The 13903-nt window shown below is 61.1% G+C and carries 18 protein-coding genes and 1 pseudogene; 9 read left to right on the top strand and 10 right to left on the bottom strand.

Going from position 1 to position 13903, the window contains the following annotated elements:
- Positions 1-11: 11 nt before the first annotated feature.
- The 7 genes and pseudogenes from HU755_RS08110 to HU755_RS27435 all read right to left on the bottom strand — a co-directional run.
- Positions 12-1277 (bottom strand): FtsX-like permease family protein, encoded by a 1266-nt coding sequence (locus tag HU755_RS08110; protein WP_186631352.1) that lies wholly within the window; start codon positions 1275-1277, stop codon positions 12-14.
- A gap of 1 nt (position 1278) precedes the next feature.
- Positions 1279-1989 (bottom strand): ABC transporter ATP-binding protein, encoded by a 711-nt coding sequence (locus tag HU755_RS08105; RefSeq protein ID WP_186631349.1) that lies wholly within the window; start codon positions 1987-1989, stop codon positions 1279-1281.
- A 139-nt stretch (positions 1990-2128) separates the two neighbouring features.
- On the bottom strand, positions 2129-2728 hold the full coding sequence (locus HU755_RS08100) for a DUF2796 domain-containing protein (RefSeq protein WP_186631346.1): 600 nt from the start codon (positions 2726-2728) through the stop codon (positions 2129-2131).
- A 158-nt stretch (positions 2729-2886) separates the two neighbouring features.
- Entirely contained in the window at positions 2887-3453 is a 567-nt protein-coding gene (locus tag HU755_RS08095) for a hypothetical protein (RefSeq protein ID WP_186631342.1), read from the bottom strand.
- A complete protein-coding gene (locus HU755_RS08090; RefSeq protein ID WP_186631338.1) occupies positions 3450-4397 on the bottom strand; it encodes a CHAP domain-containing protein in 948 nt (315 codons plus the stop codon). The genes HU755_RS08095 and HU755_RS08090 overlap by 4 nt, the downstream gene beginning before the upstream one ends.
- Entirely contained in the window at positions 4394-4732 is a 339-nt protein-coding gene (locus HU755_RS08085) for a hypothetical protein (RefSeq protein ID WP_238349965.1), read from the bottom strand. The genes HU755_RS08090 and HU755_RS08085 overlap by 4 nt, the downstream gene beginning before the upstream one ends.
- 60 nt (positions 4733-4792) lie before the next feature.
- Positions 4793-4843, bottom strand: a pseudogene (locus HU755_RS27435) (PAAR domain-containing protein); the annotation flags it as partial.
- A gap of 266 nt (positions 4844-5109) precedes the next feature.
- Here HU755_RS27435 and HU755_RS08075 point away from each other — a divergent pair.
- A complete protein-coding gene (locus HU755_RS08075) occupies positions 5110-5469 on the top strand; it encodes a hypothetical protein (protein ID WP_186631335.1) in 360 nt (119 codons plus the stop codon).
- Positions 5470-5473: 4 nt separating this feature from the next.
- On the opposite strand, the gene trxA is transcribed toward HU755_RS08075, so the two are convergent.
- The 3 genes from trxA to HU755_RS08060 form a co-directional block, all read right to left on the bottom strand.
- Positions 5474-6346, bottom strand: coding sequence for a thioredoxin (gene trxA, locus HU755_RS08070; RefSeq protein ID WP_186631332.1), 873 nt, complete (start codon positions 6344-6346; stop codon positions 5474-5476).
- A 165-nt stretch (positions 6347-6511) separates the two neighbouring features.
- Entirely contained in the window at positions 6512-7165 is a 654-nt protein-coding gene (locus HU755_RS08065; protein ID WP_186631329.1) for a methyltransferase, read from the bottom strand.
- Positions 7162-7626, bottom strand: a complete 465-nt coding sequence (locus tag HU755_RS08060; protein WP_186546746.1) for a YbaY family lipoprotein — start codon at positions 7624-7626, stop codon at positions 7162-7164. The genes HU755_RS08065 and HU755_RS08060 overlap by 4 nt, the downstream gene beginning before the upstream one ends.
- Before the next feature lie 128 nt (positions 7627-7754).
- Here HU755_RS08060 and nrdR point away from each other — a divergent pair, with 128 nt between their 5' ends.
- From nrdR to HU755_RS08020, 8 genes are all read left to right on the top strand, one after another.
- Positions 7755-8219: a transcriptional regulator NrdR gene (nrdR, locus tag HU755_RS08055; RefSeq protein ID WP_007910946.1), complete on the top strand. Its 465-nt coding sequence runs from the start codon at positions 7755-7757 to the stop codon at positions 8217-8219.
- On the top strand, positions 8216-9349 hold the full coding sequence (gene ribD, locus HU755_RS08050; RefSeq protein WP_186631326.1) for a bifunctional diaminohydroxyphosphoribosylaminopyrimidine deaminase/5-amino-6-(5-phosphoribosylamino)uracil reductase RibD: 1134 nt from the start codon (positions 8216-8218) through the stop codon (positions 9347-9349). Before nrdR ends, ribD begins: the two co-directional genes overlap by 4 nt.
- Before the next feature lie 47 nt (positions 9350-9396).
- On the top strand, positions 9397-10059 hold the full coding sequence (locus tag HU755_RS08045) for a riboflavin synthase (RefSeq protein ID WP_186631323.1): 663 nt from the start codon (positions 9397-9399) through the stop codon (positions 10057-10059).
- Positions 10060-10080: 21 nt separating this feature from the next.
- The gene (gene ribBA / locus HU755_RS08040; protein ID WP_186546749.1) at positions 10081-11172 is read left to right on the top strand and encodes a bifunctional 3,4-dihydroxy-2-butanone-4-phosphate synthase/GTP cyclohydrolase II; all 1092 of its coding nucleotides are present in this window, start codon (positions 10081-10083) and stop codon (positions 11170-11172) included.
- A 249-nt stretch (positions 11173-11421) separates the two neighbouring features.
- Entirely contained in the window at positions 11422-11898 is a 477-nt protein-coding gene (gene ribE, locus HU755_RS08035; protein ID WP_003228649.1) for a 6,7-dimethyl-8-ribityllumazine synthase, read from the top strand.
- On the top strand, positions 11895-12395 hold the full coding sequence (gene nusB, locus HU755_RS08030) for a transcription antitermination factor NusB (protein WP_186546750.1): 501 nt from the start codon (positions 11895-11897) through the stop codon (positions 12393-12395). Before ribE ends, nusB begins: the two co-directional genes overlap by 4 nt.
- A 27-nt stretch (positions 12396-12422) precedes the next feature.
- Entirely contained in the window at positions 12423-13388 is a 966-nt protein-coding gene (thiL, locus tag HU755_RS08025) for a thiamine-phosphate kinase (RefSeq protein WP_186631320.1), read from the top strand.
- Positions 13385-13888, top strand: coding sequence for a phosphatidylglycerophosphatase A (locus tag HU755_RS08020; RefSeq protein ID WP_039761886.1), 504 nt, complete (start codon positions 13385-13387; stop codon positions 13886-13888). Before thiL ends, HU755_RS08020 begins: the two co-directional genes overlap by 4 nt.
- The last annotated feature ends 15 nt before the right edge of the window (positions 13889-13903 follow it).

Below are 13903 nucleotides of genomic sequence, written 5' to 3'. Positions count from 1 at the left end.
GGTGAATGTCCTCATAAACGGATCGACAGGCCATCGGCCAGGGATTGGCGATACGCGCGCCAGGCCGGCACGCTGCCCATCAGCAGCGCGGCTGCCAGAATGCCACCGAGCAGCGTCCATTCATACTCGCTTGGCCACGCCAGCGGCAGATACAAACCGTAATTGGCCTGCACATAACCCTGCGCAGCGGCGATGCCGATGTACAGCAGCGCCAGCCCGGCAATCACTCCGGTCAGCGCTAAAGCAAACGCTTCCAGTACCAGAAGACTTGCAATGTGCCACGGTCGCGCGCCCACCGACCGCAGAATCGCCATCTCGCGGCGACGCTCGTTGAGGCTGGTGAGAATCGCCGTGAGCATGCCGATCAATCCGGTCAGCACGACGAACAGCGAGACCACAAACAAGGCTTTTTCCGCCGTGCTCATCAGGCTCCACAGTTCTTGCAGGGCCACGCCCGGCAGAATCGCCAGCATCGGCTCGCCACGGTATTCATTGATCTCGCGTTGCAGCGCAAACGTGGAAATCTTGCTGTTGAGGCCGAGCATGAACGCGGTGATCGCCTGCGGCGTCAGGTCCATGTTGCGCGCCTGATCGGCACTGATCCGGCCGTTGCCGCGCGCCGGCACGCCGTTGTGCCAGTCGACGTGAATCGCTTCCATGCCACCGAGACTGATGTGCAGCGTGCGGTCTACCGGCGTACCGGTACGCTGGAGAATGCCGACCACGGTGAACGGTTTGTCGTCGTGCTTGACCAGACTGATCGCCGCCACGCCGTGGGCCAGCACCAGTTGGTCGCCGAGTTTGTAGTGCAGCGCTTCGGCGACTTCGGCACCGAGCACCACTTCGAACGGATCGGTGGCAAACGCCCGCCCGTCGGCCAAGGCCAGATGTTGCTGGCGGCCGTACTGGTAATGCTCGAAATAGGCTTGCGTGGTGCCCATCACGCGGTAGCCGCGATGGGAGTCGCCGAGGGACATCGGGATGGCCCACTTCACTTTCGGGTTACTGGCGAAGTATTCGAAGCTGTCCCAGCGGATGTTGTTGGTGGCGTTGCCGATGCGGAACACCGAATACAACAGCAGATTCACCGAGCCGGAACGGGCGCCAACGATCAGGTCGGTGCCGCTGATGGTGCTGGCGAAACTGGCTTTGGCTTCGGTGCGCACGCGCTCGACGGCAAGCAAAAGGCACACCGACAGGGCGATGGCGAAAGCGGTGAGCAACGCGGTAAAGCGGCGGTTGGCCAGGCTGGCCATGGCCAGACGAAACAGATACATCTCAGACCTCGGCGGACGTGGCGGCGCGATTGAGTTCGGCCAGGGACAGGTGACGGTCGAACAGCGGCGCCAGACTCTGGTCGTGGCTGACGAACAGCAAACTTGATCCGGCCTCGCGGCATTCGGCAAACAGCAGCCGGAGGAAATTCTCCCGGGCATCGTAATCCAGCGCCGAGGTCGGCTCGTCGGCGATCACCAGTTCCGGCTGGCCGATCAACGCGCGCGCTGCCGCCACCCGTTGCTGCTGGCCGATGGACAACGAATCGGCACGACGGCCGAGCAGGCTTTCATCTTTCAGGCCGAGGTGGGCGAGCAGGGTCGCGGCGGCCTGATCGATGCTGCCGTGGCGCTGTTTCGCCCGTTGCGCACGCAGCCTGGAAAAATGACACGGCAGCTCAACGTTTTCGCGCACCGAGAGAAACGGCAGCAGGTTGAATTGCTGAAAAATGTAGCCGGTGTGATCAACACGAAAGGTGTCGCGCTTGCCGGCAGAGAGTTCGGTCAGTTCCTGGCCGAGCAGACGAATGCTGCCGCGACCGGGTTTCTGCACCCCGCCAAGCAGGCCGAGCAGGGTGGTCTTGCCACTGCCGCTGGGGCCTTTGAGAAACAGGGTTTCGCCGGCTTCCAGGCGAAACGCCGGGATGTCCAGCAACGGCGGGTGACCGGGCCAGTTGAAGCCCAGGTCGGACAGTTCGATGAGTGCTTGGGTCATTTGAAACCGATCGGGTAGTTGCGTGGCCCTTGTGTAGGAGTGAGCCTGCTCGCGATGGCGGTGGGTCAGTCAGCACAGTTGCTGAATGTGCTGGCCTCATCGCGAGCAGGCTCACTCCTACAGGGGATCTCTACAATATTCAGAATTTAAGGGCCGCAGCCTTCGCCGTCACTTCCGTGCCTTGCTGGCCGCTGGCGCTGATCAGTTGTACCTGAATTTTCTGCGTCGCCGGGAAGGTCTTGAACAGGTTCGCCAGATCCAGGGTTTTCAACGCGCCCGGGGTGGCGCAACTGAACTGATAGTGCGCATGGATTTCGCTGTGGTCGTCATGATGCTCATGCCCGTCTTTGTCCGCTTCGTCTTCGTCGTGATCGTCGGCCTCCGGCTTGTCGCCGAACAGCGGGCTTTCGAGTTCCTGGCTAACCACTTTGCAACCGGCCGCGGCCGGCAGGCTGAACAAGGCCAGCGGTTTCTCAAGCTGCGCGCGGGCAGCAGCAACTTTTGCCTTGTCCGCGTCGGATGTGGCGGCGTGTTCAAAACCCACCAGGTTCATCGCCGGGCTTTCCAGTTCCAGCTCCAGGGTCTGACCGTCGAGCGCGGCATTCAAGCGGCCCACGCCATGTTCATGGGCGCCAAGGCTACCGTGCTCATGGTCGTGATCATGATCGTGCTCATCAGCCGCATGGGCGATGGCCAGCGGCAACAGGGCAAACGGCAAAGCGAGCAGCAGACGACGCATGGCGGACTCCGGGAGGTAAAGTGAAGAGTTTGTTATGTAATCTTATAACGAAAGTACGCAGAGTGTGCCCGTGCGCTTGGGTTTGCGCAAGACATGACTAAGCACCGCCCGGGATGAGTTCTCGGGCGGTGCGTGGATTGGATGTCACAATTTTTAAATCAGAAACCGGCGCCGGGATATTCGAACCAATAGTGTCCCGATAGGACATCGTTGATCAGATTTGCATCGAGCAGGCCTGGGGCATCGCGACTGAAACGCTGTCGCCAATTCGGAAGCCACCAGTAGTTGATGGCTGTTCCGCGCGGAAATACCACCAGCGTCATCACTTCCTTATCCATTTTGCCCTGCGTGTAGAGTTGATGACTGCGATCCATCAAGGCCATGTACTGGTCGATTGGCAGTCTGAACATCAGTGCCATGGTGAAGATTTTTTCACTCTGATTGAACGCCGGACTCTGCAATACCCGCAATGCTTCGCAAGTATGCGAAGTCGGTTGACTCGCTATGCTTTGGCCTTCGGGGGTTGAAAGTATGTCGAAACGATCATCCATGTCTCGCCAGTCGGTCCGGCTGTTGCGCTCAAAGTAACCCCGAATGACAAGGGTCAGTGGACCTGCAGTTTCCCCGTCAGCGGGACAAGCTGAAAGATCGGCAGGCACCCAGAAGCGCCATGCCACGATGAGCAAGAACGGAGTTATGAGGAGGAACCAATAAGGGCGCTTCATTGTGGGGTGCTGTGCTTGTAACGTCGAAAAATAGTGAAGTCATGGTCGCTGGTATTTGCGTTACCGGTCGCGTGGCGAAAACCCGCGTCGTTAACTTCCACTTTTTCCCAGCCCGCAGAAATGCATACGCCCTTCGTTAGAACGAAGCCGACATGGCCGCTGGCGTCGGAATAATTCATCGCGTATGCACCGACGTCTCCGGGCAACGGTGAGCGCTCGACATTCCAGCTATTGAGCAATCGTTGTCCGTCCGCCCATTCACCAGCGAGCGGAGGGCTGACCTTTGAAAAATACGGCAGGTATTTCGACTTGCCATGTTCAATCAACGCCACGTTGACGCCAATTGCGGTCAGCACGTCGTAGACGAACAGATTGCATTTATTTGTATTTGGCGGAAATTCCACGCTCTGTTTGAGGGTGGGGTGTGGCAGTGACTGTTTGCTTTTATTGCCTGCCCATTGTGTGGATCCTCGGTGCGACAGCGCCTCCATCAGTATTCTGCGCGGCATGTCCTGAATCACGACTTTTACCGTGCGGGTTTCATTCTTACGTTTCACACCGTATTCGACTTCGTAAAACGTGTCGTTCGAGACAGCGCCGCTGGTCGTCAACGGCACTTTTACCCACGGTGATATCGCTACGATTGAAAGAGACTTCCCTGGATTCAACGTCGCGGTGTGCATACTTTTTTTTGTACCGGAGTTCCCCACAATCTGAACCGTCACTTCGTGGGTGGCTCGGGTTTTGATCGAAGGTAGTTCCTTGCCCGCGAGCGTTATAGCGATCTGGCCGTTGTTGGACATCAATGAATAAATGCGAGGCCTGTCATCGTTTTGAACGATGTTGTCATCTACGACCTGGCCGTCGATAAGCAGCTGAAATTTTACGCCTGGCGGTGGCTGCATCAGAAAGTCTTTAAAGATGAGTTTGATTTCCGATTTCATGACAAATCCTGTGTCAGGGGCTCTTCATAGGCATAGAAAGTCCATTCGGAATCTTCCCCTACCAACAGGGTGTCGTAATCCGAAGCGTTTTTTACCGGGTGTTCGCAGCCTTCGCCTGTGAGGTTGCAAGTGCTGTCTTGTAAAACGGCCACCTTCGCCTTGTCCTTGAGTTTGTAAGCCAAGCCTGGCTTTTCCGTGTCATCGAGGCGTTCGATGATGACCTGCAAGTAGCGATAAGAGGTCAGGGCCGCAATCGGTGGCCCCATGTCAATTGGAGCGGGCCGGCCAGTTCCTGCAAAACCACTATGTTGCTGAGTGAGCAGCTTATTGCTCATGGGCGGGCAACCGCAGGCGACGTAGTCACCCTCTAGCGCAGCTGGTCCGGCAGGAAGAATCAGCGTCCTTTCACCCACTGCTACGATGGGGCCTTTGCCAGGCCCACAAATCGGACAACTGGCGAGTTGCCCAATGGAAGCGATTATTCTTCCTTCGATATTGAGGTTTTCATTCCTTCAAGTATCACGCCACCTGTAGAGGTCGGGCCTCCTTTAGAGGCCAGTTTTCGTCCTGAAGACATTGGGAATCCTTTCCGCAAAAAGAGATTAATTTAGCCGATTAACCCGGAATTACCAGATGTGTTTGGCGCCCTTTACTTGGCGTTGCACAAGTCCCGTGGGAGCATGCAGGTCAGAAAAGTGCAGGAGCGAACTCGATGTTGCGGATACGCGGAACGGTCGGCGAGGTGCCGGTGGATTTGACGGTGGAGCTGGATGACAGCGATTGGGCCAGGCTCGGTTCGGCGCTCAGCGGGCAGGCGCCGATTGCGCAGTCAGAAGCGGTTGCGCCAGTCCCGGCGGCGAAGCCGCAGAATCAGGACGATGCGTTGTGGCAGGTGGCGAAAGACTTGTTGCGCAAGGCCGGCCAGCTCAGTGGGCCGGATCTGCTCGATCAGTTGGAAGCGCTGACGGGCAGCGCGGCGGCGGGCAAGCGTTTGCTGGTGCGTTTGCGCCACAGTTCCGATGTGAAAGTGGCGAGCGGCGGGGATACGCCGCTCTACAGCTGGATCGAGTGAGCGCTTAGTACAACGCCGCGAACATTTTGCGGCGGTAAGCGGTTACCAGCGGGTGATCATTGCCCAGCAGCTCGAACACCTGCAGCAAGGTCTTGTGCGGCAAGCCTTCGCCATAGCTGCGATTGCGGATGAACAGCTTCAGCAGGGCGTCCAACGCTGCTTCGTATTGCTGGCGCGCCAGTTGCTGGATCGCCAGTTGATACACCGCTTCATCGTCCTGCGGATTCTGCGCCAGGCGGCTTTTCAGATCGGCGGCGTCCGGCAGGTCGCGGGCCAGACCGAGGAACTGGATCTGCGCCTTGGCCCCGGCCAGCGCAGCTTTGTGTTCGTCGCTCTTGACCGCGTCGAGCACGGTTTGCGCTTCGCCCAGCTCACCGCGCTCGGTCAGGCAGCGCGCGTAGAGGATCAGCGCCTTGGCGTTGCTGTTGTCTTCATTGAGCATCGCCACCAGCGCGGCTTCGGCGTCGGCGAAACGACCCTCGTCAAACAATGCCTGCGCCTGTTCGAACGGATCGGCGGCGGCCGGTGGCGGCATCTGCACATGCGGCTCAAGCAAGGCGCGCACGGCAGATTCCGGCTGCGCACCGGCAAAGCCGTCGACCGGTTGACCGTCCTTGAACAGCACCACGGTCGGCAGGCTGCGGATGCCGAAGCGGGCAACGATGTCCTGCTCGATGTCGCAATTGACCTTGGCCAGCAGCAGCTCGCCCTGATAGCTCTCGGCAATGCCTTGCAGCATCGGCATCAGCGCCTTGCACGGCGCACACCATTCGGCCCAGAAATCCACCAGCACCGGTTTGTTGAAGGAGGCTTCGATCACCGATTGGTCGAAATCGGCAGTCGTGGCGTCGAAGATGTACGGCGTTTGCTGACTCATGGGAGTTCTCGTCGAAGAAGCTTTGATGGGGCAACTATACGGGTTGGTGGGGGGTGGCCGGAAGGCAGAGATGTGTTGTCTGGCAGGACGCCTTCGCGAGCAAGCCCGCTCCCACATTTGGAATGCGTTCCCCTGTGGGAGCGGGCTTGCTCGCGAAGCTCTTAACTAACGCCGCGCGTGGTACAGGCTGACATGCCGAAATTCTTCCGGCTCCGCCAGATCGGGGAGGGTCATCGCCTCAAGCACTTCAATCCGCTCATACAACGGATGGCGGAAATCCTTCACCCGCGAATCCGCCACCAGCGCCTCGCGGCCGCGACTGAGAAACGCGTCGAGCAGCGGCAGATTCGCCCGGTCGTACAACACGTCGGCGACCAGAATCAGATCGAAGCGATCGGCCTCGGCAAAGAAATCCGTCGAATAGCCCATCTGCACATTATTGAGTTCGGCATTTGCCCGGCACGCTGCGATCGCCAGCGGGTCGAGATCGCAGGCCACCACTTCCAGCGCGCCGGCTTTCACCGCCGCGATGCCGGCGATCCCGGAACCAGCGCCGAAATCCAGCACGCGTTTGCCGCGCACCCATTCGGGAAACTCGGCCAGATAACGCGCCACCGCCAGACCGCTGGCCCAGCAAAAGCTCCAGTAGGGCGGCTCATGCAGGATGCGCCGGGTTTCTTCCTGGCTGAACTCGCGGGCCATGTTGTCGCCGTCGATCAGCCATAACTGCAAGTCACTGCCTGGCAACGCACAGGCTTTCAGTCTGGCGTCGCCGAGCAATTCACCCAGAGCCTGTTGCAGGTCGAGCGGTGCCTTCATGGCGCTTTGACAAATTGCAACTGGCCCAGCGCTTGAGTGGTTGGCTGGGTGATGGTCTGCGACGGCAGATGCAGGATCAATTGGCCGGACTGACTGGCGCGACCGCGCAGTTCAACCCGCGCGCCGGCCGGGAAGGCCTGCGGGTTGAAGCGCAGGCGGAAGGGCAGGATCTGGTTGTTGCCGATCAGGCTGGAACTGGCGAGCAATTGCTGCGGGCGGTCCTTGTCATCGATCACCAGCAGCGCCAGTTCGACTTCGGCGCCGGCCGGCACGCCCTGCAGGGTGCCGCTCAGTTCACGCTGATGCGCCGGCAGCGGGCCGAGTTCGGCGGCCTCTTTGGCTTTTTTCTGGGCCTGCTGTGGGGCCGGGCCGGGTGTTGGCGGTTGCGGCTTGGGCGCATCGCTGCCACAGGCCACCAGCAGGCTGAAAAGACTGAGCAAAACGAGCGGACGTAACGGCATTGGAAGCTCCGGCAAAATGAAATCCATGGATCAGACGATCATGCCGTTCTGTATACCGCAAAGCCTATGGCTTGTCTTGCCACCGGGATGCGCTACCATGGCCCTCCCATTTTTTGTTGCCAGCCACCATGCACTGTCCCTTCTGCGGTGCCAACGACACCAAGGTCATCGACTCGCGTCTGGTCGCCGAGGGCGAACAGGTGCGCCGCCGGCGTGAATGCCTGGCCTGCGGCGAACGGTTCACGACGTTCGAGACGGCCGAACTGGTGTTGCCGCGCCTGATCAAAACCGACGGCAGCCGCCAACCGTTCGACGAAGAAAAACTCCGTGCCGGCATGCAGCGCGCCCTGGAGAAACGTCCGGTGAGCGTCGAGCGCCTCGAATCCTCTCTGGTCCACATCAAGCACAAGCTGCGCGCCACCGGCGAACGCGAGGTCAAATCCCTCGTGGTCGGCGAGTTGGTCATGGCTGAATTGCAAAAGCTCGATGAAGTCGCCTACATCCGTTTTGCTTCGGTGTACAAGCGCTTCCAGGACCTCAATGAGTTCCGCGAAGAGATCGACCGCCTCGCCCGCGAGCCGGTGAAAGAATGACCACTGCCGCCGAGCAAGCCATCTTCGACGCCCACTTCATGGCCCGCGCGCTTGAACTGGCGCGCAAGGGCCACTACACCACTCATCCCAATCCACGGGTCGGCTGTGTGGTGGTGCGTGACGGGCAGATTGTCGGCGAAGGCTGGCATGAGCGCGCCGGCGAACCCCATGCCGAAGTCCACGCCTTGCGCGCCGCCGGGGAGCTGGCCCGGGGCGCCACCGCTTACGTGACCCTCGAGCCGTGCAGCCATCACGGTCGGACGCCGCCGTGCGCCGATGCACTGGTCAACGCTGGCGTGGGACGGGTGGTCGCGGCAATGCGCGATCCGAACCCGCAAGTTGCCGGACGCGGTTTGCAGCGCCTGGCCGAGGCCGGCATCGCCACCGAAAGTGGTGTGCTCGAAGGCGAGGCGCGCAAGCTCAATCAAGGTTTCCTGAAACGCATGGAACACGGCTTGCCGTTCGTGCGGGTCAAGCTGGCGATGAGCCTGGACGGGCGCACCGCAATGGAAAACGGCGAGAGCCAATGGATCACCGGCCCGGCCGCGCGTTCCGCTGTGCAGCGTTTGCGCGCTGAGGCTGCCGTGGTGCTGACTGGCGCCGATACGGTGCTGGCCGATGGCGCGCGATTGACCGTGCGCGCTGACGAGTTGGGCCTGGATGCCGGGCAAACCGCTCTGGCCATGAGCCGCCCGCCGTTGCGCGTGTTGATTGACGGTCGCCTGCGGGTGCCGCTGGATGCGCCGTTCTTCAAGGCTGGCCCGGCGCTGGTTGCTACCTGCGTCGCCGTCGAAGAACAGTACGCCAACGGCCCGGAATGCCTGATCGTGCCGGGTGAAGACGGCCAGGTCGATCTGCATCAATTGCTGATCGAACTGGCCAGTCGCGGCGTCAACGAAGTGCTTGTCGAGGCCGGCCCGCGCCTGGCCGGTGCCTTTGCCCAGCTCGGCCTGGTCGATGAGTTCGTGATTTTCATTGCCGGCAAGTTTCTCGGTTCCACGGCGCGGCCGTTGCTGGACTGGCCGCTGGCCCATATGAAAGACGCCCCAGAGCTGAAAATCACTGAAATCCGTGCGGTGGGCGATGACTGGCGAGTCACTGCCATCCCTGCCTCCTCGGCCCGCGTATAATTCCCGGCCATTGCGTAAGCGCAGGCCCCGTTCTCAAGGAGAACCCCATGTTCACCGGCATCATCGAATCCATCGGCAGTATCCGCGCACTGACCCCAAAGGGCGGTGACGTGCGGGTGTATGTCGACACCGGCAAGCTCGACCTGAGCGACGTCAAACTGGGTGACAGCATTGCGGTCAACGGCGTCTGCCTGACTGCGGTCGAGTTGCCGGGCGACGGTTTTGCCGCCGACGTCAGCCGCGAAACGCTGGACTGCACCGCCATGAATGACCTGAAAAGCGGCAGCCCGGTCAACCTGGAAAAAGCCCTGACCCCGACCACGCGTCTGGGCGGGCATCTGGTCAGCGGTCATGTCGACGGCGTCGGCGAAGTGGTCTCGCGCAGCGACAATGCCCGCGCCGTGGAATTTCGCATCCGCGCGCCCAAAGAACTGGCCAAGTACATCGCTCATAAAGGCTCGATCACCGTCGACGGCACCAGCCTGACCGTAAACGAAGTCGATGGCGCCGAATTCATGCTGACGATCATTCCGCACACCCTCAGCGAAACCATCATGGCTTCGTACAAGCCAGGGCGCCGGGTGAACCTTGAAGTCGACTTGCTGGCGCGTTATCTGGAGCGTCTGCTGCTGGGTGACAAAGCCGCCGAGAAAACCGCCGGCAGCACCATCACCGAAAGTTTTCTGGCCCAAAACGGCTACCTCAAATAATTTAAAAGAAGGGGGTGCCTTGTGGCGCTCAATAGCATCGAAGAACTGGTTGAAGACATCCGCCAAGGCAAGATGGTCATCCTCATGGATGACGAAGACCGCGAGAACGAAGGCGACCTGATCATGGCCGCCGAATGCTGCCAGGCTGAGCACATCAACTTTATGGCCAAGCACGCCCGTGGCCTGATCTGCATGCCGATGAGCCGCGAGCGCTGCGAGCTGTTGAAGCTGCCGCTGATGGCGCCGCGCAACGGTTCCGGTTTCGGCACCAAGTTCACCGTATCGATCGAAGCCGCCGAAGGCGTGACCACCGGCATCTCCGCCGCCGACCGCGCGCGCACCGTGCAGGCGGCTGCCGCCAAGGACGCCAAGGCTGAAGACATCGTCAGTCCGGGCCACATCTTCCCGCTGATGGCCCAGGCCGGCGGCACCCTCGCTCGCGCCGGTCACACCGAAGCCGCTTGCGACCTGGCGCGCATGGCCGGTTTCGAGCCGAGCGGGGTGATCTGCGAAGTGATGAACGACGACGGCACCATGTCCCGTCGCGCCGAGCTGGAAGCGTTCGCCGCCGAACACAACATCAAGATCGGCACCATCGCCGACCTGATTCACTACCGGATGATCCACGAACGTACCGTTCAGCGGATTGCCGAGCAGCCACTGGACAGCGAACTGGGCCAATTCAACCTGGTGACCTATCGTGATTCGGTGGAAGGCGACGTGCACATGGCGCTGACCCTGGGCACCGTGTGCGCCGAAGAACCAACCCTGGTCCGCGTGCACAACATGGACCCGTTGCGCGATCTGCTGATGGTCAAGCAGCCGGGCCGCTGGAGCCTGCGCGCCGCCATGGCCGCGGTGGCCGAGGCCGGCAGCGGTGTGGTGCTGTTGCTCGGCCACCCGCTCGATGGCGACGTGCTGCTGGCGCATATTCGTGAAACCGCTGATCAGGCGCCGACGAAAAAACCGACCACCTACAGCATCGTCGGTGCCGGTTCGCAGATCCTGCGTGACCTCGGCGTACGCAAAATGCGTTTGATGAGCGCACCGATGAAATTTAATGCGATATCCGGTTTCGATCTGGAAGTTGTAGAATACGTGCCCTCCGAATAATGACCCGGAGATTCGTATTGCTGGTGTACACCGATTGTGGCGAGGGGATTTATCCCCGTTGGACTGCGTAGCAGGCCAAAAAACAGGGGCCGCTACGCAGCCCAGCGGGGCGGTGCGACGTTTCGCTAAATCCCCTCGCCACAGGTTTATCATCAAGCGGCAATGCAGTGTTTCCGGCCATGAAATCGTGGCTAATATTATCGAGGGATGCGTACGAAACGCGTCCCGGCTCTTTAAGAGAACTGACGAATGACCCTGAAGACCATCGAAGGTACCTTCATCGCCCCCAAAGGCCGCTACGCTCTGGTAGTGGGCCGCTTCAACAGCTTCGTGGTTGAAAGCCTGGTCAGCGGTGCCGTGGATGCCCTGGTTCGCCACGGCGTGAGCGAAAGCGACATCACCATCATCCGCGCACCGGGCGCCTTCGAAATCCCGCTGGTTGCGCAGAAAGTCGCCCAGAAAGGCGAGTTCGCCGCGATCATCGCCCTCGGCGCGGTCATTCGTGGCGGTACTCCGCACTTCGAATACGTCGCTGGCGAGTGCACCAAGGGCCTGGCCCAGGTGTCCATGGAATTCGGCGTGCCGGTCGCGTTCGGCGTCCTGACCGTTGATTCCATCGAGCAAGCCATCGAACGTTCCGGCACCAAGGCCGGTAACAAAGGTGCCGAAGCTGCCCTGTCCGCTCTGGAAATGGTCAGCCTGCTGGCGCAGTTGGAGGCCAAGTGATTAGCGACGAAAGCGATCGTTTCAACCCGCGCGATCCGAAACCTGCGGATGCCGGCAAGCCCTCGAAAAGCGTCAAGCGTCGCGAAGCCCGTCAGCTCGCCACTCAAGCGCTGTACCAGTGGCACATGGCCCGGCAATCGCTGAACGAGATCGAAGCGCAGTTTCGCGTTGATAACGATTTCACCGATGTCGACGGCGCCTATTTCCGCGAGATCCTCCACGGGGTTCCGCAGTTCAAGACCGAAATCGACACCGCCCTGACGCCTTGCCTGGATCTGACGATCGAAGAGCTGGACCCGGTTGAGCTGGCGGTTCTGCGCCTGTCGACCTGGGAACTGCTCAAGCGCGTCGACGTGCCATACCGCGTTGTGATCAACGAAGGTATCGAGCTGGCCAAGGTGTTCGGTTCGACCGACGGCCACAAGTTCGTCAACGGCGTGCTCGACAAGCTGGCCCCGCGCCTGCGTGAAGCTGAAGTGAAGGCGTTCAAGCGCTGATTGGCGCTTGAGCACTTTTTCTCAGCCATGGGCGAGTTTGAGCTGATCCGCAATTTCTTCGCCGCCGCGCCTTGTGCGCAGGGCGGCGAAGGCGTTGCTCTGGGGATTGGCGACGACTGCGCCTTGCTGGCGGTTCCCGCTGGGGAGCAGTTAGCTGTTTCCACCGATACGCTGGTGGCCGGCGTGCACTTTGCCGACCCCTGCGATCCGTTTCTGCTCGGTCAGCGCTCGCTGGCCGTCGCGGTCAGCGATCTGGCCGCCATGGGCGCCACGCCCGTAGCCTTTACCCTTGCCCTGACTGTGCCGACGGTAACCGCCGATTGGCTGCAAGCCTATGCCCGAGGCTTGAACCGCATGGCGCAAACCTGCGGCGTGGCACTGGTCGGCGGCGACACCACGCGTGGGCCGCTGAGCCTGACGGTCACTGTGTTCGGTCGCGTACCCGCGGGCCAGGCCTTGACCCGCAGCGGCGCACAGCCGGGCGATCTGCTCTGTGTCGGCGGCGAACTGGGCAATGCGGCCGGCGCCTTGCCGCTGGTCCTCGGGCAACGGGACGCCGCACCGCAAATTGCCGGGCCGTTGCTTGATCATTATTGGTCGCCACAACCGCAACTCGCCCTCGGTCAGGCCCTGCGAGGCAAGGCCACGTCGGCGCTGGACATCTCCGATGGCCTGCTCGCCGACTGCGGCCATATCGCCCTCGCGTCGAAGGTTCGGCTTGAGATTGAACGCGAGCGCGTACCGTTGTCGGATGCTTTAGTCGCGTTTCTCGGTCAGCGCGGCGCCGAGCGTGCGGCGTTGAGCGGTGGCGATGATTACGTCCTGGCGTTCACGTTGCCGTCCGCCGAGTTACCGGCGCTGCTGGCCGACGGCTGGCCGATCCATGTGATCGGTCGCGTGGTGCCGGGCGAGGGCGTGGTGCTGCACGACCGCGAAGGGCACGACATCACCCCGCACATTCGCGGCTACCAACATTTTCAGGAGACACCGTGACAGATCACCCGAAACAGGTTCCGGCCGAATTCGTGCCGCCGTCGGTCTGGCGCAATCCCTGGCATTTCCTTGCGTTCGGCTTCGGCTCGGGCACGCTGCCCAAGGCGCCGGGCACCTGGGGCTCGTTGGTGGCCCTGCCGTTCATTCCGTTGTGGCAGATGCTGCCCGATTGGGGCTACTGGCTGATGCTCGGGATCACCATGCTGTTCGGCTTCTGGCTGTGCGGCAAGGTCGCCGACGACCTGCGCGTGCACGATCACGAAGGCATCGTCTGGGACGAAATGGTCGGCATGTGGATCACCCTGTGGCTGGTGCCGGAAGGCTGGTATTGGTTGCTTGCGGGTTTTCTGGTGTTCCGCTTCTTCGACATTCTCAAGCCCTGGCCGATTCGCTGGATCGACAAGCATGTGCACGGTGGCGTCGGGATCATGCTCGACGACGTGCTGGCCGGTGTGTTCGCCTGGCTGGCAATGCAGGGGCTGGTGTGGGTGTTCGCCTGATCCGAATCAGGATTG

Source organism: Pseudomonas sp. SWRI111, from assembly GCF_014268555.1.
GTDB lineage: Bacteria > Pseudomonadota > Gammaproteobacteria > Pseudomonadales > Pseudomonadaceae > Aquipseudomonas > Aquipseudomonas hamedanensis.
This window is presented reverse-complemented; position numbering and strand designations above follow the sequence as displayed.